We start from the raw sequence: 17,727 nt of genomic DNA, 5'->3' as shown, positions 1-17,727 counted from the left end.
TGAGATGACTTTTGCTCCGTCCTCCCCCCGGTTGCCTTGCGGCAACCGGGTTCTTGATTTGGCCCATACGCATGTCATGGGTATTCTTAATGTAACCCCTGACTCCTTTTCCGATGGTGGCCGCTTCAGCCAGCTTGATGCTGCCTTGCGTCACGCAGAAGCCATGGTGGCGGCCGGCGCGACCTTGATTGATGTCGGTGGTGAATCGACTCGGCCTGGTGCTCGCGTTGTTTCTCCTCTGGAGGAGTTGGAGCGTGTAGCGCCGATTGTCGAGCGCATCGCTCGAGAGTTGGATGTGATCATTTCGGTTGATACCTCCACTCCGGCCGTGATGCGTGAGACTGCGCGATTAGGTGCCGGCTTGATCAACGATGTGCGGTCCCTGCGGCGCGACGGTGCCCTGGATGCAGCTGCAGCTACCGGTTTGCCGGTGTGTTTGATGCATATGCTGGGTGAGCCCGGCAATATGCAGGACAGCCCGCACTATGATGATCTAGTGGACGAGGTGAGTGGTTTTCTCTCCGAGCGCGTTGCCCAATGCGCTGCGGTAGGTATTGCGCCGGAAAGGATCATCCTTGATCCGGGGTTTGGTTTCGCCAAGACCCTGCAACACAATTTGAGTTTGTTCAAACACATGGAGTCCTTGCATGCCCTTGGTCGGCCCCTATTGGTCGGTGTTTCGCGTAAGAGCATGATAGGGCTGGCATTGAGCCGTCCGGTGGGTGAGCGGTTGTACGGCGGTCTTGCACTGGCGGCGCTCGCGGTGACCAAGGGTGCGCGCATCTTGCGTGTGCATGACGTTGCTGAGACCGTGGATGTGGTACGCATGATTGCAGCTGTGGAATCAGCCGAATAAGAATGATGGAGCACTTATGACTAAAAAATACTTTGGCACCGACGGTATCCGTGGTCGGGTCGGCGAGTTTCCGATTACTCCTGATTTCATGCTTAAGCTTGGATGGGCGGCGGGCATGGCGTTCCGCAGCATGGGGGCATGCCGCATCCTGGTGGGCAAGGACACCCGAATTTCGGGGTACATGTTTGAATCAGCGCTTGAGGCCGGCTTATCCGCCGCAGGCGCCGATGTGATGTTGCTGGGGCCAATGCCGACGCCCGCGATTGCATACCTGACGCGTACCTTTCACGCTGAGGCCGGTATTGTGATCAGTGCTTCGCACAACCCACATGACGACAACGGCATCAAGTTCTTCTCCGGTCAGGGCACCAAGTTGCCGGATGAGATTGAGCTGATGATCGAAGAACTGTTGGATGCGCCGATGACCGTGGTCGAGTCCAGCAAGCTGGGCAAGGTGTCGCGCATCAATGACGCGTCCGGTCGTTATATCGAGTTCTGCAAGAGCAGTGTGCCTACCAGTACCAATTTTGCTGGCTTGAAGGTTGTTGTCGACTGCGCCCATGGTGCGACCTATAAAGTCGCGCCAAGCGTATTCAGGGAGCTTGGCGCAGACGTGACAGTGCTGTCGGCTCAACCCAACGGATTGAACATCAACGAAAACTGCGGCTCCACCCATATGGAGCAGTTGCAGGCCGCTGTCCTGGCCGAGCACGCCGACCTCGGGATTGCCTTCGACGGTGACGGCGACCGCGTGCTGATGGTTGACCACACGGGTGCCGTGGTGGACGGCGATGATCTGTTGTTCATCATTGCCCGCGACCTGCACGAGCGTAACAAGCTGCAAGGCGGTGTCGTAGGTACGCTGATGAGCAACCTGGGGCTTGAGCTGGCGTTGGCAGACCTGGGTATTCCTTTTGTTCGTGCCAATGTCGGTGACCGGTATGTGATCGCCGAGCTGCTGGAGCGTAACTGGCAGGTAGGTGGTGAGAACTCCGGGCACGTGGTGTGCTTCCAGCACACCACCACCGGTGACGCGATTATTGCGGCGTTGCAGGTGTTATTGGCTTTGCGTCGCCGCGAAGAGAGCCTGGCCCAGGCGCGTCAGGCTTTGCGCAAATGTCCGCAAGTATTGCTGAACGTGCGTTTCGCAGGTGGGGAAAACCCGATCGAGCACCCTGCTGTCAAAGAGGCTTGCGAGCGCGCGACCCTGGCAATGGCTGGTCGTGGACGGGTATTGCTACGCAAGTCCGGCACAGAGCCCTTGGTGCGCGTCATGGTCGAAGGTGACGACGAAATACAGGTTCGCGGTCATGCCGAGGACCTGGCAAAACTGGTAACTGAAGTTTGCGCCTGAATTCGGCTTGCCAGTGATGATGTGGTTGGGTAACATCTGCGCCCACTTTGACCGACGAGGTACAGCATGCGTCGCACTATGGTAGCTGGTAACTGGAAGATGCACGGTACCCGCGCCAGTGTCGCTGAGCTGATCAATGGCCTTCGTCACTTGGCCTTGCCTGGCGGTGTTGATATCGCGGTGTTCCCGCCTTGCTTGCATATCACCCAAGTGGTGGATGGCTTGAAAGGTAAGTCGATTCAGGTCGGCGCGCAGAACTCTGCGGTGGAAGCCATGCAAGGTGCGTTGACCGGTGAGATTGCACCGAGTCAGCTGGTTGATGCGGGTTGTTCCTATGTGCTCGTCGGGCACTCCGAGCGCCGTCAGATGATGGGCGAGCGTGATGGGACACTCAATCGCAAGTTCGCAGCAGCGCAGGCTTGTGGCTTGATTCCGGTGTTGTGTATTGGGGAGACCCTTGAGCAGCGTGAATCGGGCAAGACTCTTGAAGTTGTCTCGCGTCAGCTTGGCAGCATCATCGAGGAGCTGGGTGTTGGTGCGTTCGCAAAGGCGGTAATTGCTTACGAGCCGGTCTGGGCCATTGGTACCGGGCTGACTGCTACACCGCAACAGGCGCAGGATGTGCACGCAGCCATTCGCGCTCAGTTGGCGGCAGAGAATTCTGAAGTCGCACAAGGTGTGCGGCTTCTATACGGCGGCAGCGTGAAGGCGGCCAATGCGGTCGAACTGTTCGGCATGCCGGATATCGATGGGGGGCTCATTGGTGGAGCTTCCCTGAATGCAGATGAGTTCGGTGCGATTTGTCGCGCCGCGGGAAACTGAAAAAATGCTGGAAACAGTCGTAGTCGTTTTTCATCTGTTGGCTGCCCTGGGCGTAGTTGCCCTGGTTTTGTTGCAACAGGGTAAAGGTGCGGATGCTGGTGCGTCTTTCGGTGCAGGTGCTTCAAATACTGTGTTCGGAAGCCAAGGTTCCTCTACCTTTCTTAGTAAGTTTACTGCTATACTTGCCGCCGGTTTCTTCATAACCAGCTTAGGGTTAGGTTACTTTGCTAAAGAGAAAGCTCATGTGCTGACTCAAGTAGGTTTGCCAAACCCAGCAGTGTTGGAAGTACCAAAGGCAAAACCGGCTTCTGATGATGTCCCGGTGCTTCAAGAGCAAAAGTCGGCTACTCCAGCGACTGACGTACCTCCAGCTCAAGAGCAGAAGTAAGAAGGGTTGTAAACGCTGTATTGCCGAGGTGGTGGAATTGGTAGACACGCAACCTTGAGGTGGTTGTGCCCATAGGGTGTAGGGGTTCGAGTCCCCTTCTCGGTACCAATTATCAGGAGAGCCCGCTGTTGCGGGCTTTCTTGTAGGTGGAAGGTTACATTGACCCTGTAAGGGATCGGTCGTATACTTCCGCCCCAGCTTTGTCGCGGGGTGGAGCAGTCTGGTAGCTCGTCGGGCTCATAACCCGAAGGTCGTCGGTTCAAATCCGGCCCCCGCAACCAGTTTTAGCGGAGCCCCTTTTAAGGGGCTTTTTGTTAGCTGGACACTTTCAACGCCGCTGTTCGACGGCGTTTCAAGGATGGGCGTTTCGCCCATTTTTTTATTTTGCACAGCATGCACATACATGCACGAGGGGGTTCAGGTGTCGAGCAAGCTAGAAGAGTTGCAGGCCTTGTTGGCCCCGGTGGTCGTGGCCCTAGGCTATGAATGCTGGGGTATTGAGTTTTCGGCTCAAGGTCGCCACTCAATGTTGCGCGTTTATATCGATAAAGAGGGCGGCGTGCTGGTGGACGATTGTGCCATTGTCAGCCGTCAGATCAGCGGTGTTCTGGATGTTGAAGATCCTATCTCCGTTGAATACACCCTCGAAGTTTCCTCGCCAGGCATGGAACGCCCACTGTTCACTATTGATCAGTTTGCAAAATTTGCCGGTGAACAAGTGAAGATCAAGCTGCGATCCCCGTTCGAAGGGCGTCGCAACTTTCAGGGCCTTCTGCGCGGTGTAGAAGAACAGGATGTCGTGGTGCAGGTAGAAGACCATGAGTTCCTGTTGCCGATCGATATGATCGACAAGGCCAACATTATTCCCAGTTTTGACTGAGACGCGGATCCCGCGGATCCAATGGCTTGCGAAAGGCGAGGCGTACGATGAGCAAAGAAGTACTGCTGGTTGTTGAGTCGGTATCCAATGAAAAGGGCGTACCGGCAAACGTGATTTTTGAAGCGCTGGAGCTGGCCCTGGCCACTGCTACCAAAAAGCGTTTTGAAGACGAAGTTGATCTGCGTGTGGAAATCAACCGCCACACCGGTGCCTATGAGACTTTCCGTCGCTGGACGGTCGTCGAAGAGGCCGATCTTGATGATCCGGCCATCGAAACCTGGCCAAGCAAGGTTGCTGAAACGCACCCAGGCGCCCAGGTCGGTGATGTCGTTGAAGAAAAGATCGAGTCCATCGAGTTCGGCCGCATTGCTGCACAGACCGCCAAGCAGGTCATCGTGCAGAAGGTTCGCGAAGCTGAGCGCGCTCAAGTCGTTGATGCCTATCGCGAGCGTCTGGGGGAAATCATCTCCGGCACCGTGAAAAAAGTTACCCGCGACAATGTGATCGTCGACCTGGGCAACAACGCTGAAGCGTTGCTGGCCCGCGAAGACATCATCTCCCGCGAAACCTTCCGTGTTGGCGTGCGTTTGCGTGCGCTGCTCAAGGAAATCCGCACCGAGAACCGTGGCCCTCAGTTGATCCTGTCGCGTACTGCGCCGGAAATGCTGATTGAGCTGTTCCGTATCGAGGTGCCGGAAATTGCCGAAGGCCTGATCGAAGTCATGGCTGCGTCCCGCGACCCGGGTTCGCGTGCCAAGATCGCGGTCCGCTCCAAGGACAAACGCATCGACCCGCAAGGCGCTTGCATCGGTATGCGCGGTTCGCGCGTCCAGGCAGTGTCGGGCGAATTGGGTGGTGAGCGTGTGGACATCGTCCTCTGGGACGATAACCCGGCGCAGTTCGTGATCAATGCCATGTCGCCGGCTGAAGTGGCGGCAATTATCGTTGACGAAGATGCCCATGCAATGGACATCGCCGTTGGCGCAGACAATCTGGCCCAGGCCATTGGTCGTGGTGGTCAGAACGTGCGTCTGGCCAGCCAGTTGACCGGCTGGACCCTGAACGTAATGACCGAATCGGACATCCAGGCTAAGCAGCAAGCTGAAACCGGTGACATCCTGCGCAACTTCATCGACGAGTTGGAAGTCGACGAAGACCTGGCGCAGGTGCTGGTAGATGAAGGCTTCACCAGCCTGGAAGAGATTGCCTACGTACCGTTGGAAGAAATGCTCAACATCGACGGCTTTGACGAAGACACCGTCAACGAGCTTCGCGCTCGGGCCAAGGATCGTTTGTTGACTAAAGCCATCGCTACTGAGGAAAAGCTGGCAGACGCCCATCCGGCCGAAGACCTGCTCTCGCTTGAGGGTATGGACAAGGATTTGGCGATGGAACTGGCGGTGCGCGGCGTAATTACCCGCGAAGACCTGGCCGAGCAGTCTATTGACGATCTGCTCGACATCGACGGCATTGACGATGATCGTGCCGGCAAGTTGATCATGGCCGCCCGAGCCCATTGGTTCGAGTAATTAGGCGCGGCCTGAGGAGAGAAGTGCATGACGCAAGTCACGGTGAAACAACTGGCCGATGAGGTCAAAACACCGGTAGAGCGCCTGTTGCAGCAGATGCGTGAGGCAGGTCTGCCGCACACCGCCGCCGATGAAGGTGTGAGCGATAGTGAGAAGCAGTCTTTGCTGACTCACTTGAAGAGCAGCCACAAGGCGAAAGTGGAAGAACCGCGCAAGATTACATTGCAGCGCAAAACCACCAGCACCCTGCGGGTTGCGGGTAGCAAGAGCATCAGCGTTGAAGTACGCAAGAAGAAAGTCTTCGTACAGCGCAGCCCGGAAGAAATCGAAGCCGAGCGCAAACGCGAACTGGAAGAACGTCGCGCAGTAGAAAATGCTGCACGTCAGAAGGCTGAAGAAGAAGCCAAGCGTCGCGCCGAAGAAGAAGCGCGTCGTCAGCCTGCTGCTGCGCAAACGGCTTCCACTGAAGCGGTAGCCGCGCCTGGCGCTCCTGCAGACGCTGTGCGTGAGGCCGCTCCGGTTGCCGCTGCACCAGCACCTGCTGCCGATGCCCGCAAGCGCGAGGAACCTCGTCGTCCGGATAAACCACGTGCCGACGATAACAATCGTCGCGGTGGTGGTGGCGATGGCGAGCGCAAAAACGCTCCCCATCGTGCTTCGGTCAAAGAGAAAGCGCCTGCTCCACGCGTTGCTCCACGGACTACCGACGAAGAAAGCGATGGCTTCCGTCGTGGTGGTCGCGGCAAGGCCAAGCTGAAGAAACGCAACGCCCACGGTTTCCAGAGCCCAACCGGCCCTGTCGTGCGTGATGTGCAGATCGGCGAGACCATCACGGTTGGCGATCTTGCCAACCAGATGTCGGTCAAGGCTGCTGAAATCATCAAGTTCATGTTCAAACTGGGTACTCCAGCGACCATCAACCAGGTGCTTGATCAGGAAACTGCTCAACTGGTAGCCGAAGAACTGGGCCACAAAGTGACCCTGGTCAGCGACACCGCCCTGGAAGACTCCCTGGCAGAGTCCCTGAAGTTTGAAGGCGAGACATTCTCCCGTGCGCCAGTCGTGACCGTAATGGGCCACGTTGACCATGGTAAGACTTCGCTGCTCGACTACATCCGTCGTGCCAAGGTAGCTGCTGGCGAAGCCGGTGGTATCACCCAGCACATCGGTGCGTACCACGTTGAAACCGAGCGCGGCATGGTCACCTTCCTCGACACCCCAGGTCACGCCGCGTTTACCGCAATGCGTGCCCGTGGTGCCAAGGCGACTGACATCGTGATTCTGGTCGTTGCAGCGGACGACGGCGTGATGCCGCAGACCATTGAAGCTGTCCAGCACGCTAAAGCCGCTGGTGTTCCTCTGGTTGTTGCCGTGAACAAGATCGACAAGCCGGGCGCCGATCTCGATCGCATCCGTAGCGAACTGTCGGTTCATGGCGTGACGTCTGAAGAGTGGGGCGGTGATACGCCATTCGTTTCGGTTTCGGCGAAAGTCGGTACTGGCGTGGACGAACTGCTCGAAGCTGTCCTGCTGCAAGCTGAAGTACTTGAACTGAAAGCAACCCCATCGGCCCCAGGTCGTGGTGTTGTGGTTGAGTCGCGTCTCGACAAAGGTCGTGGCCCGGTTGCAACCGTACTGGTTCAAGACGGTACCCTGCGTCAAGGCGACATGGTACTGGTCGGTTCGAACTATGGCCGTGTACGTGCCATGCTCGACGAGAACGGCAAGCCAATCAAGGAAGCCGGTCCTTCCATCCCTGTCGAGATCCTCGGCCTGGACGGTACTCCGGACGCTGGCGACGAGATGAGCGTGCTGTCTGACGAGAAGAAAGCCCGTGAAGTGGCTCTGTTCCGTCAAGGCAAGTTCCGTGAAGTCAAACTGGCTCGCGCGCATGCCGGCAAGCTGGAAAACATCTTCGAGAACATGGGCCAGGCCGAGAAGAAGACGCTTAACATCGTCCTCAAGTCTGACGTTCGTGGTTCCCTCGAAGCGTTGAACGGCGCCTTGAATGGCCTGGGTAACGACGAAGTGCAAGTGCGTGTTGTCGGTGGCGGTGTCGGTGGTATCACCGAGTCCGACGCCAACCTGGCACTGGCTTCCAACGCTGTACTGTTCGGCTTCAACGTGCGTGCCGATGCTGGCGCTCGCAAGATCGTCGAGCAGGAAGGTCTGGACATGCGTTACTACAACGTCATCTACGACATCATCGAAGACGTCAAGAAAGCCCTCACCGGCATGCTTGGCAGTGACGTCCGGGAGAATATCCTGGGTGTCGCCGAGGTTCGTGACGTGTTCCGCTCGCCGAAATTCGGTGCGATCGCCGGTTGCATGGTTATCGAAGGTACCGTGTACCGTAACCGTCCAATCCGTGTACTGCGTGAAGACATCGTTATCTTCGAAGGCGAGCTGGAATCCCTGCGCCGCTTCAAGGATGACGCTTCCGAAGTGCGTGCCGGCATGGAATGCGGTATCGGCGTCAAGAGCTACAACGACGTCAAGGCTGGTGACAAGATCGAAGTCTACGAGAAGGTTCAGGTTGCTCGCAGCCTCTAACTCGCGCACTTCAGGAACCACGCCGCGTGTGGGCATGCAAATGCCCCGCGCAGCGTGCGGACTCTAAACGCAACGCCCGGTCTGGCTTTTGTCAGGCCGGGCGTTTGCCGCTTTCAGACCCCATGGGTTTCACCGTGTGGCAGTAACAGGTAACAAGACATGGCAAAAGAATACAGCCGTACCCAGCGTATCGGCGATCAGATGCAGCGTGAGCTGGCCCAACTGATCCGTCGCGAAGTCAAAGACCCCCGCGTTGGCCTGGTCACCATCACCGCTGTTGAAGTGAGCCGTGACGTGGGTCACGCGAAGATCTTCATCACCGTGATGGGGCAGGACAACAGCGAAGAAATCGCGCAAAGCATCAAGGTGCTCAACTCGGCGGCAGGTTTCCTGCGCATGCAGTTGGCCCGTGAAATGAAGCTGCGCAGCGTGCCCCAGTTGCACTTTCACTACGACGAAAGCGTCGTGCGTGGCGCGCATCTGTCGGCACTGATCGAGCGCGCCGTGGCTGAAGACAGCCAGCACCCATCCACACCTGAAGACGCCAAGGAGTAAGCGGTGGCTCAGGTCAAACGTATCCGTCGCAACGTCAGCGGCATCATTCTGCTCGACAAGCCGATTGGCTTCACCTCCAATGCCGCGTTGCAGAAGGTCCGCTGGTTGCTCAATGCCGAGAAGGCCGGACACACCGGCAGCCTCGATCCCCTGGCCACCGGTGTACTGCCGTTGTGCTTTGGCGAGGCTACCAAGTTCTCGCAATACCTGCTCGATTCCGACAAGGGTTACGAAACCCTGATGCAACTGGGCAAGACCACCACCACGGCAGACGCCGAAGGTGATGTTTTGCAGGTTCGCGACGTGACCGTTGGTCGTGCTGATATCGAAGCTGCTTTACCTGCTTTTCGTGGGCAAATCAGTCAGATACCGCCGATGTACTCGGCGCTCAAGCGTGATGGGCAGCCCCTTTACAAGCTGGCACGTGCGGGCGAAGTAGTGGAGCGCGAACCGCGTTCTGTTACTATTGCGCGCTTGGAATTGCTCGCCTGTGAAGGTGACACCGCACGCTTGGCCGTGGACTGCAGCAAAGGCACTTATATCCGTACCCTGGTGGAAGATATTGGTGAGCAGCTCGGTTGCGGCGCGTATGTAGCTGAACTGCGACGCACCCAGGCCGGACCTTTCAGCCTGGCCCAGACGGTCACGTTGGAAGAGTTGGAGGCGGTACACGCCGAAGGTGGCAACGAAGCGGTTGATCGCTTCCTGATGCCGTCGGACAGTGGTTTGCTGGATTGGCCATTACTGCACTTTTCGGAACATAGCGCGTTCTACTGGCTAAACGGCCAGCCGGTACGCGCCCCGGATGCCCCGAAGTTCGGCATGGTGCGGGTACAGGATCATAACGGTCGCTTTATCGGTATCGGTGAAGTGAGCGAAGACGGGCGCATCGCGCCACGTCGACTGATTCGGTCAGAATGACCGAACGAGTGTGGCTGTTAACAGGCACGGTCAACACTCATTTTTAGATACAGGGATTTGTCCCTGGCCTGTTGAAACTGCCCTTTGGGTGGTTTCCTGAAAAAAGGATTGCCTCATGGCTCTCGACGTTCAAGAAAAAGCACAAATCGTAGCTGACTACCAGCAAGCTGTTGGTGACACTGGTTCGCCAGAAGTGCAAGTTGCACTGCTGACCCACAACATCAACAAGCTGCAAGGTCACTTCAAGGCCAACGGTAAAGATCACCACTCCCGTCGTGGTCTGATCCGCATGGTAAACCAGCGCCGTAAGCTGCTGGACTACCTGAAAGGCAAGGATCTGGGTCGTTATCAGGCTCTGATCGGTCGCCTGGGTCTGCGTCGCTAATCAGCGATTGCGCTAGAGGTTGGTTGTCTGCCGTGTGTCAGTGGGATTCCCGCTGGCCCATGGTAGGCTCCCAGCCTCAAGTTTTATCTGGATACACGTTTTACCCCTGGACAAGGGTTGGGCCGATTCCCGACATTGCCCACGAATTTCGCAAGAAGACAAGTTCCCCAAGAGCCACAAAGAAGGTAGGACACCGTGAACCCGGTTATCAAAAAATTCCAGTTCGGTCAGTCGACCGTTACCCTCGAGACAGGCCGTATCGCCCGTCAAGCCTCCGGCGCAGTGCTGGTTACCGTTGATGACGACGTTACCGTATTGGTGACCGTTGTTGGCGCCAAGCACGCTGACCCAAGCAAAGGCTTCTTCCCTCTTTCCGTTCACTACCAGGAAAAGACTTACGCTGCAGGTAAGATCCCTGGCGGTTTCTTCAAGCGTGAAGGCCGTCCTTCCGAGAAAGAAACCCTGACTTCCCGACTGATCGACCGTCCGATCCGTCCGCTGTTCCCAGAAGGCTTCATGAACGAAGTGCAGGTTGTCTGCACCGTCGTTTCCACCAGCAAGAAAACCGATCCTGACGTCGCTGCGATGATCGGTACTTCGGCAGCCCTGGCCATCTCCGGTATTCCTTTCGATGGCCCGATCGGCGCAGCCCGCGTTGCTTTCCACGAAAGCACCGGTTACCTGCTGAACCCGACTTACGAGCAACTGAAAGCATCGAGCCTGGACATGGTCGTTGCCGGTACGTCGGAAGCCGTATTGATGGTTGAATCGGAAGCCAAAGAGCTGACCGAAGACCAGATGCTGGGTGCAGTACTGTTTGCTCACGACGAGTTCCAGGTTGTGATCAACGCTGTTAAAGAACTGGCTGCCGAAGCTGCCAAGCCGACCTGGGCCTGGGCTCCGCAAGCCGAAGCCACCGAACTGCTGGGCGCTATCCGCTCCGAGTTCGGCACTGCGATCTCCGACGCCTACACCATCACCGTCAAGGCCGATCGTTACGCTCGCCTGGGTGAGCTGAAGGACCAGGTTGTTGCCAAGCTGTCCGGCGAAGAAGGCCAGCCTTCTTCCAGCGAAGTCAAAGCAGCCTTCGGTGAAATCGAATACCGCACCGTTCGCGAAAACATCGTTAACGGCAAGCCACGTATCGACGGCCGCGACACCCGCACCGTTCGTCCGCTGAACATCGAAGTCGGTGTTCTGCCGAAGACTCACGGTTCGGCACTGTTCACCCGGGGTGAAACCCAGGCACTGGTCGTTGCGACCCTGGGTACTGCCCGTGACGCACAGCTGCTGGACACCCTGGAAGGCGAGAAAAAAGACCCCTTCATGCTGCACTACAACTTCCCGCCGTTCTCGGTGGGCGAGTGTGGTCGCATGGGTGGCGCTGGTCGTCGCGAAATCGGTCACGGCCGTCTGGCCCGTCGTTCGGTCCAGGCCATGCTGCCTGCTGCTGACGTGTTCCCGTACACCATCCGTGTGGTGTCGGAAATCACCGAGTCCAACGGTTCCAGCTCCATGGCTTCGGTCTGTGGTGCTTCCCTGGCGCTGATGGACGCGGGTGTGCCGATGAAGGCGCCAGTTGCCGGTATCGCCATGGGCCTGGTTAAAGAAGGCGAGAAGTTCGCAATCCTGACCGACATCCTGGGCGACGAAGACCACCTGGGCGACATGGACTTCAAAGTAGCCGGTACCGCCAAAGGTGTTACCGCGCTGCAGATGGACATCAAGATCAAGGGCATCACCGAAGAAATCATGGAAATCGCCCTGGGCCAAGCCCTGGAAGCGCGCCTGAACATCCTCGGTCAGATGAACCAGATCATTGGTCAGTCCCGTACCGAACTGTCGGAAAATGCTCCGACCATGATCGCGATGAAAATCGACACCGACAAAATCCGTGATGTTATCGGTAAAGGCGGCGCGACCATTCGTGCGATCTGTGAAGAGACCAAGGCTTCGATCGACATCGAAGACGACGGCTCGATCAAGATCTTCGGCGAAACCAAGGAAGCTGCAGAAGCTGCGCGTCAACGCGTCCTGGGCATCACCGCTGAAGCCGAGATCGGCAAGATCTACGTCGGTAAGGTTGAGCGCATCGTCGACTTCGGCGCATTCGTCAACATCCTGCCAGGCAAAGATGGTCTGGTTCACATCTCCATGCTGAGCGACGCTCGCGTTGAGAAAGTGACCGACATTCTGAAAGAGGGCCAGGAAGTGGAAGTGCTGGTACTGGACGTGGACAACCGCGGCCGTATCAAGCTGTCCATCAAGGACGTAGCAGCAGCCAAGGCTTCGGGCGTTTAATTACCCCAAGCTAACGCTGAAAAAAAGGACTCTTCGGAGTCCTTTTTTTACGCCTGAAGGAAAATGCCGAAAAATCAGACGCTTAGTAAATCGCAAAAGCCGCAACTTGCACGCAGGCACGATGGCGTTCATGCAAGTTGCACGATTCCGAAATTCGGGTGTTTTTATAAGTGTATGATTTTTAACGATTTAATCTTCCATGGCGACTTGGCACACTGCCTGCAATAACCCTGTTAACGCTGCAGCATCAAGGTTCACACACTGCAGACTTTTAATAAAACAGGAGTTACTCGTATGAAGAAGTTCGCTCTCGCTACTGCTACCGCTCTGACCCTGGCCATGGGTGCTAACGTGGCCTTTGCCCAGACTTCCCAAGCTCCAATGACCCTGGCGGCCGGTGAAGCCACCAAGGCAAAAGAAAGCGTTTCGGATACTTGGATCACCACCAAAGTTAAATCCGATCTGCTGACCGAAAAAGGCATTCCTGGTTCGGACATCAAGGTTGAGACCAACAAAGGTGTGGTTTCCCTGTCTTCGACCGTAGCCATTTCGGACGCGCAGAAAGAAACTGCCGTAGCGATCACCAAGAAAATCAAAGGTGTAACCGCAGTTTCTGCTGACGGCCTGTTGGCTGGCGGCGCTACCAAGGCAGACAACATCGACAAAACCAAAGGTGCAGCGGCTGACGCCAAAGGCGCAACCTCCGATACCTGGATCACCACCAAAGTCAAAGCTGACCTGGTCACCGAGAAAGGCATTCCTGGCACCGACATCAAAGTCGAAACCAACAAGGGTGTAGTTTCCCTGTCCTCTTCGGTCGCTGTGACCGAGGCACAGAAAACGACCGCGGTGAACATCACCAAGAAAATCAAAGGCGTTAAAGCTGTATCGGCCGATGGCCTGAAAGCAGAGTAACGCTCAAGCACTCGTCTGAACTAGCGGCGGCGGCGCGTGAGTTAGATATCCACTCAATGCACCTCTAAGTTTCATGCGACCGACCACACGGATGTGGTCATTACAGGCCCCGGCACTTCTGTGTCGGGGCCTGTTCTATTGGGGCGGGAAAGTAATGCGCCAGCGGCTTGCTGTGGACGCCTACTCGGCGTCCAGGTGCATCGGCGTTATCACTCGACCGTCTTTCTCTGCCTGGCCCAGTTGCGCGTCAATGAAGTAGACCCGGTCGTCCTCCAGCTGGGCTTTATCCACCAGGTAGTCCTTGATCGTGCTCGCACGGTCCTGGCCCAACTGGCGCAGCAGCACGTCACTGCCGCTCCAGAACTTGATCACGCCCTCCTTCAGCCTGGCGGAGCGGTCACTGCTGCTCAGGTCCTTCCATTCTGCCGGAGGCTGCTGTTTCAAGCGGGTGCGGTAAATACCTTCGAGCAAGGGGGCTTTTTCGCTCTCAGGGACTTCCAGCAAGGACGCCTGCGCCGGGACTTTATCGCCACGGCGCTGCAGCATTTTGTAGTAGTTGTATTGGTATTCCCGCTCCAGCCGCTGGGCCGCCAGGAATGGGCCGTCGCTGCTGGCTGCGGCCGTGCCTTCGATTTCCAGGCGTAGGGCAGGGCGTTCTTTCAAAGCTTTGGCCAAGGTGTTGAGAGCGCCTTCGGCGTCTTTGTTCAACTCGCTGGAGCCCGGCGCGAACGACACGCTGCCCAGGTCCTGCGCTCCGCCTCCGGTGACCAATCCGCCAATAAACTTGAACGGCGCAGTGGCCGCCCGCACCACCAGATTGCGCAGGGTTTGCCACACAATGGGCATCACACTGAATTGCGGGTTATTCAGGTCACCGGATACGGGCAGTTCGATGGAGATCTTGCCGTCGCTGTCCTTGAGCAAGGCGATTGCCAGACGAATCGGCAGGTCCACGGCATCGGCGCTGTCGACTTTTTCGCCCAGTTGCAATTGCTCGACCACCACTTTGTTCTCAGCCTTCAATTGGCCCTTGGTGATCACGTAGTGCAGGTCCAGGTTGAGGCGGCCCTTGCGGATGCGGAAACCGGCGAACTTGCCCGAGTAAGGCGTCAGGGTGGTCAGCTCGACACGTTTGAAGCTCGTGGCGATGTCCAGCGCCGCCATCGGGTCAAACGGGTTCACGCTGCCTTTGATGGTGACCGGTGCATAACGGTCCACCTTGCCCTTGATGTCAACACTCGCCGGCTTGGCCTGGCGACTGTCGATGGTGCCGATCTGCCCATTGAGCTGCTGGATCGCCGTGGCGAAGTTGGGGGTGAGGCTGAAGTCGGCGAAGTTGGCCGAACCGTCGTTGATCGCAATTTGCCCGATATGGATGCCCAGGGGTTTTTCTTTGCTCGCGGCAGGTTTGGCTGACGATTTGGCGCCACTGTCGGCCGGCTGCGGGATCAGCAAGTCGTCGACGTTGGTGGTGCGGTCATCGTTGATCATGAACCGCGCATAGGGCTGCAGCAGGTTGACCTTGTCGATCGACAGGCTGTCGCCGTGTTGGTAGTTCACGCCTTCGAGCACCAGGCGCTGCCACTTGAGGAAGTCGCGGGTCTTGAGGGTGTCGAGGGTATGCAACTGGTCAACCTGCGCGCGGCCGGTGATCTGCAGCGCCAGAGGGTCGGTGCTTTTCAGGTTCACGTCGAGGTCGCTGCCAAGCATGCCGCTGCGCAGCTCCAGACGGATAAACGGGCTGATATAGGACTGGGCGACCCGCAGGTCGATGTCCTTGGTATTGACCTTCAACTTGGCGCTGACCGGGTTGAGGTTAACCGTGCCGGTTGCCTGGATCTTGCCCTGCTTGCCCAGGCCGGTGTCGACCTTCAGGGTAAAAGGGCTCTGGTTGAGGCTGTCGAAGTTCTGCACGTCGACGTTCAACGGGCCGAGCTCCAGCGCCACTGCAGGTTTGGCCTGGCGGTCGGCCAAGTGCACTTGGTAGTTGCGCAGCTGTACATCCTTGAGCAGCACTTGCCAGGGCTTGCTTGGGGCGACGGGCGCAGGCTTTGGCGAGTCGGCAGTGGCGGGTGCAGTCGCAGGCTCCGGCGCCTTGGCCGGTTTGTTCGGCTGGCCGGCGAACAGTTTTTGCCAGTCCAGTTGCCCATCCGCTTCACGAGCCGCCCAGGTCTCGAGTTTATTGCTGCGGATCTTGCCCACCACCACCTGCTGTTTGGCCAGGTCCACCGTGGTCTCGCTGACGTCCAAACGCTCCAGGCGCACCAACGGCCGGCCATCCGGGGCCTTGATCGCGAACGGTGCGATGCTGGCGGCGGTGTTGGTCAGGTTCAGCTCGGTCTCTTTGGCCAGGCTGAATCTGTATTCGGTACTGAAGTTGAGCACGCCGTCTTCAAGTACCAGGGGTAAGGCGTCACGTACATAAGGCCACCAGGCTTTCATTTTGCCGCCGGTGACTTTGAGCGTACCTTCGGACGTGATCGGCACCAGGCTGAAGTTGCCTTTCCAGTCGATCTGTCCGCCTTCAGGGCCGGCGGCGACCAAGGTCATGTCCGCATTGTCTTCCGGCAGGGTGCTGAGATTCTTCAGTTCGAAGTCGAGGGTGTCGTAGAGGAATTCGATGGGTTCGCTGGGGCGCAGGTCTTGGAAATGCAAATAACCGCCAGCCAGCTTGATGCTGTCGACACGCAGCGGGAACGGCTTGGCGTCAGGGTCTGCCGGGGTCGGCTCGCTCGGTGGCAGCTTGAACAACTGCGCCAGATTCAGCTGGCCTGACTTGTCGAACAACAACTCGGTCCTGGGCTTGTCCAGTTGCACATCCGCCAGGTGCAGGGCGCGGGTCCACAGGCTATCGGCCTGCAGGTTGGCGTAAAGCCGTTCGAAACCTACCTGTTCCTTACCCGGTTCGCCGATTTTCAAGCCCCAAACCGTGACTTCCAGGCTGAACGGGTTAAGTTCGATCCGCTCGATGCGTGCCGGCACCGTGGCGTAATTGGCTAACTGTTGGTTGGCAATACGAAGGGCGATGCCAGGCAAAATCAGAAAGCCCAGCAAGCTGTACAACGCGAGGGCAGTCAACAAGGCGCCAGTGGCGCGAATCAATCCTTTGGGCATGGGGCGGCGCCATCTATGTCAAACAGGAGTGCCTTGGAGTATGGCACGGGATTTCGGTTCCGAAGCACCGAGGAACATGGGAAAAGTACTACAACTGCAGGATCAGGGTCTTCAACGGTGGCTGTTGATCCTGTGAAGGGAAGTCCGCGCCAGGCGTCATGATTTGCCAGTCGCGTACCGGACGCCCGGCTTTCTCGGCGCAGCGCAAAACCTGGTCACGCCAGTCTTCCATGCTGACTTTTGCCAGGTTGTTACAGCAGATCAGCACGCCATTGTCTGCTGTGGCGAGCAGTGCCGGCTTGAGCAGGCTCTGGTAGTCACGTAACAGATCAACGGTACCGAAGGCACTCTTGGCCCAGGCCGGCGGGTCGAGCAACACCAGGTCATATTGACGCTGCTCGAGGCGCGGATAGCTCGGCAGTTTCTGCCCGCGACGCTGGGTGATCGGCAGCCCGGCCAGTTGGCGAATCGCCGGGAAGTAGTCCGATTGCACGAACTCCATGGTGGGAAGCTGTGGATTGAGCTGGCCGTTTTCTCGCCCCACCGCCAGGTTGCCCTCGGCGAAGTCCAGGTTGCATACCTCGCGCGCACCACCGGCAGCGGCGCTCAGGCCCACCCCACAGGTGTAGGCAAACAGGTTCAGTACGCTTTTGCCGGCGCTGTGGTCCTTGACCCAGCCGCGGGTATTGCGCAGGTCGAGGAACAGCAGTGGGTCCTGGCCGGCGTGGCGCCCACGGACACGGTAATTGAGGCCCCATTCGTGGCCGACCAGGTCTTCCAGCGCGGCAGGTTCGGCGCGGTATACCGAATCTTCGCGATCGACCCGCGAGTTTCCGCGGGAGCGGTCGTTGTAGACCAGCAGCAACTCCAGGCCCATGTACTGGTTGATCAGTTGGTGCATGTCCAGGAGGTCGGCGGTTTCCAGCGACTGATGGAAGCTTTGCACCAGTAACTGCGGGCCATAGCGGTCGATGGTCAGGCCGCCGGCGCCTTCCTGGCTGCCATGGAACAGCCGATAGCAGTCGGTGCCCTGGGCGTGCAGTTCGCTGATCAGATCCTGGCGATGATCGAGGGCGGCGCGCAGCGCCTGATTCAAGGGAGACATGGAGCGCGCCTTGCTTAGGTAAATGGGGGAAATAAGGGCGCGGAGTTTA

General features: G+C 57.8%; 14 protein-coding genes and 2 tRNA genes. 14 read left to right on the top strand and 2 right to left on the bottom strand.

Annotated elements, in window-relative coordinates; all coding sequences use genetic code 11:
* Window positions 1-4: 4 nt before the first annotated feature.
* From folP to J3D60_RS16615, 14 genes are all read left to right on the top strand, one after another.
* Window positions 5-856: a dihydropteroate synthase gene (gene folP / locus J3D60_RS16680; RefSeq protein ID WP_253492063.1), complete on the top strand. Its 852-nt coding sequence runs from the start codon at window positions 5-7 to the stop codon at window positions 854-856.
* Window positions 857-872: 16 nt separating this feature from the next.
* A complete protein-coding gene (gene glmM / locus J3D60_RS16675; RefSeq protein WP_027605367.1) occupies window positions 873-2,210 on the top strand; it encodes a phosphoglucosamine mutase in 1,338 nt (445 codons plus the stop codon).
* Window positions 2,211-2,276: 66 nt separating this feature from the next.
* Window positions 2,277-3,032: a triose-phosphate isomerase gene (gene tpiA / locus J3D60_RS16670; protein ID WP_065938278.1), complete on the top strand. Its 756-nt coding sequence runs from the start codon at window positions 2,277-2,279 to the stop codon at window positions 3,030-3,032.
* A 4-nt stretch (window positions 3,033-3,036) separates the two neighbouring features.
* Window positions 3,037-3,420, top strand: a complete 384-nt coding sequence (secG, locus tag J3D60_RS16665; protein ID WP_010206600.1) for a preprotein translocase subunit SecG — start codon at window positions 3,037-3,039, stop codon at window positions 3,418-3,420.
* A gap of 22 nt (window positions 3,421-3,442) precedes the next feature.
* Window positions 3,443-3,528, top strand: a tRNA-Leu gene (locus J3D60_RS16660).
* A 96-nt stretch (window positions 3,529-3,624) separates the two neighbouring features.
* A tRNA-Met gene (locus J3D60_RS16655) sits at window positions 3,625-3,701 on the top strand.
* A 140-nt stretch (window positions 3,702-3,841) separates the two neighbouring features.
* Window positions 3,842-4,300: a ribosome maturation factor RimP gene (gene rimP, locus J3D60_RS16650; protein WP_003235029.1), complete on the top strand. Its 459-nt coding sequence runs from the start codon at window positions 3,842-3,844 to the stop codon at window positions 4,298-4,300.
* Between the two features lie 47 nt (window positions 4,301-4,347).
* Window positions 4,348-5,829 (top strand): transcription termination factor NusA, encoded by a 1,482-nt coding sequence (gene nusA / locus J3D60_RS16645; RefSeq protein ID WP_003212187.1) that lies wholly within the window; start codon window positions 4,348-4,350, stop codon window positions 5,827-5,829.
* Window positions 5,830-5,856: 27 nt separating this feature from the next.
* Window positions 5,857-8,382, top strand: coding sequence for a translation initiation factor IF-2 (gene infB, locus J3D60_RS16640; RefSeq protein WP_027605369.1), 2,526 nt, complete (start codon window positions 5,857-5,859; stop codon window positions 8,380-8,382).
* Window positions 8,383-8,541: 159 nt separating this feature from the next.
* Window positions 8,542-8,937: a 30S ribosome-binding factor RbfA gene (rbfA, locus tag J3D60_RS16635; RefSeq protein ID WP_003176137.1), complete on the top strand. Its 396-nt coding sequence runs from the start codon at window positions 8,542-8,544 to the stop codon at window positions 8,935-8,937.
* A 3-nt stretch (window positions 8,938-8,940) separates the two neighbouring features.
* A complete protein-coding gene (truB, locus tag J3D60_RS16630) occupies window positions 8,941-9,858 on the top strand; it encodes a tRNA pseudouridine(55) synthase TruB (RefSeq protein WP_027605370.1) in 918 nt (305 codons plus the stop codon).
* Between the two features lie 115 nt (window positions 9,859-9,973).
* Complete coding sequence (gene rpsO, locus J3D60_RS16625) at window positions 9,974-10,243, top strand: 30S ribosomal protein S15 (RefSeq protein WP_003176135.1); 270 nt, start codon at window positions 9,974-9,976, stop codon at window positions 10,241-10,243.
* A 195-nt stretch (window positions 10,244-10,438) separates the two neighbouring features.
* A complete protein-coding gene (gene pnp, locus J3D60_RS16620; RefSeq protein ID WP_027605371.1) occupies window positions 10,439-12,544 on the top strand; it encodes a polyribonucleotide nucleotidyltransferase in 2,106 nt (701 codons plus the stop codon).
* Window positions 12,545-12,838: 294 nt separating this feature from the next.
* On the top strand, window positions 12,839-13,459 hold the full coding sequence (locus J3D60_RS16615; protein WP_027605372.1) for a BON domain-containing protein: 621 nt from the start codon (window positions 12,839-12,841) through the stop codon (window positions 13,457-13,459).
* A gap of 180 nt (window positions 13,460-13,639) precedes the next feature.
* Here J3D60_RS16615 and J3D60_RS16610 read toward each other — a convergent pair whose 3' ends face one another.
* Both J3D60_RS16610 and J3D60_RS16605 read right to left on the bottom strand, forming a co-directional pair.
* Window positions 13,640-16,573 carry a DUF748 domain-containing protein gene (locus tag J3D60_RS16610; protein ID WP_253492062.1) on the bottom strand — a complete coding sequence of 978 codons (2,934 nt, stop codon included), beginning with the start codon at window positions 16,571-16,573 and terminating at the stop codon, window positions 13,640-13,642.
* 88 nt (window positions 16,574-16,661) lie between these two features.
* The gene (locus tag J3D60_RS16605) at window positions 16,662-17,678 is read right to left on the bottom strand and encodes a class I SAM-dependent rRNA methyltransferase (protein WP_253492061.1); all 1,017 of its coding nucleotides are present in this window, start codon (window positions 17,676-17,678) and stop codon (window positions 16,662-16,664) included.
* Window positions 17,679-17,727 lie beyond the last annotated feature (49 nt).

Origin of the sequence: Pseudomonas sp. S3E17 (assembly GCF_024168685.1) — a bacterium.
Taxonomy (GTDB): domain Bacteria; phylum Pseudomonadota; class Gammaproteobacteria; order Pseudomonadales; family Pseudomonadaceae; genus Aquipseudomonas; species Aquipseudomonas marginalis.
The sequence above is the reverse complement of the archived record's forward strand: the minus strand, read 5'-3'. Positions and strand labels throughout refer to the sequence as shown.

Coding starts and splice junctions, on each gene's coding strand:
- folP (WP_253492063.1), top strand. CDS start 5: ATGACTTTTGCTCCGTCCTCCCCCCGGTTGCCTTGCGGCAACCGGGTT.
- glmM (WP_027605367.1), top strand. CDS start 873: ATGACTAAAAAATACTTTGGCACCGACGGTATCCGTGGTCGGGTCGGC.
- tpiA (WP_065938278.1), top strand. CDS start 2,277: ATGCGTCGCACTATGGTAGCTGGTAACTGGAAGATGCACGGTACCCGC.
- secG (WP_010206600.1), top strand. CDS start 3,037: ATGCTGGAAACAGTCGTAGTCGTTTTTCATCTGTTGGCTGCCCTGGGC.
- nusA (WP_003212187.1), top strand. CDS start 4,348: ATGAGCAAAGAAGTACTGCTGGTTGTTGAGTCGGTATCCAATGAAAAG.
- infB (WP_027605369.1), top strand. CDS start 5,857: ATGACGCAAGTCACGGTGAAACAACTGGCCGATGAGGTCAAAACACCG.
- rbfA (WP_003176137.1), top strand. CDS start 8,542: ATGGCAAAAGAATACAGCCGTACCCAGCGTATCGGCGATCAGATGCAG.
- rpsO (WP_003176135.1), top strand. CDS start 9,974: ATGGCTCTCGACGTTCAAGAAAAAGCACAAATCGTAGCTGACTACCAG.
- J3D60_RS16615 (WP_027605372.1), top strand. CDS start 12,839: ATGAAGAAGTTCGCTCTCGCTACTGCTACCGCTCTGACCCTGGCCATG.
- J3D60_RS16610 (WP_253492062.1), bottom strand. CDS start 16,573: ATGCCCAAAGGATTGATTCGCGCCACTGGCGCCTTGTTGACTGCCCTC.
- J3D60_RS16605 (WP_253492061.1), bottom strand. CDS start 17,678: ATGTCTCCCTTGAATCAGGCGCTGCGCGCCGCCCTCGATCATCGCCAG.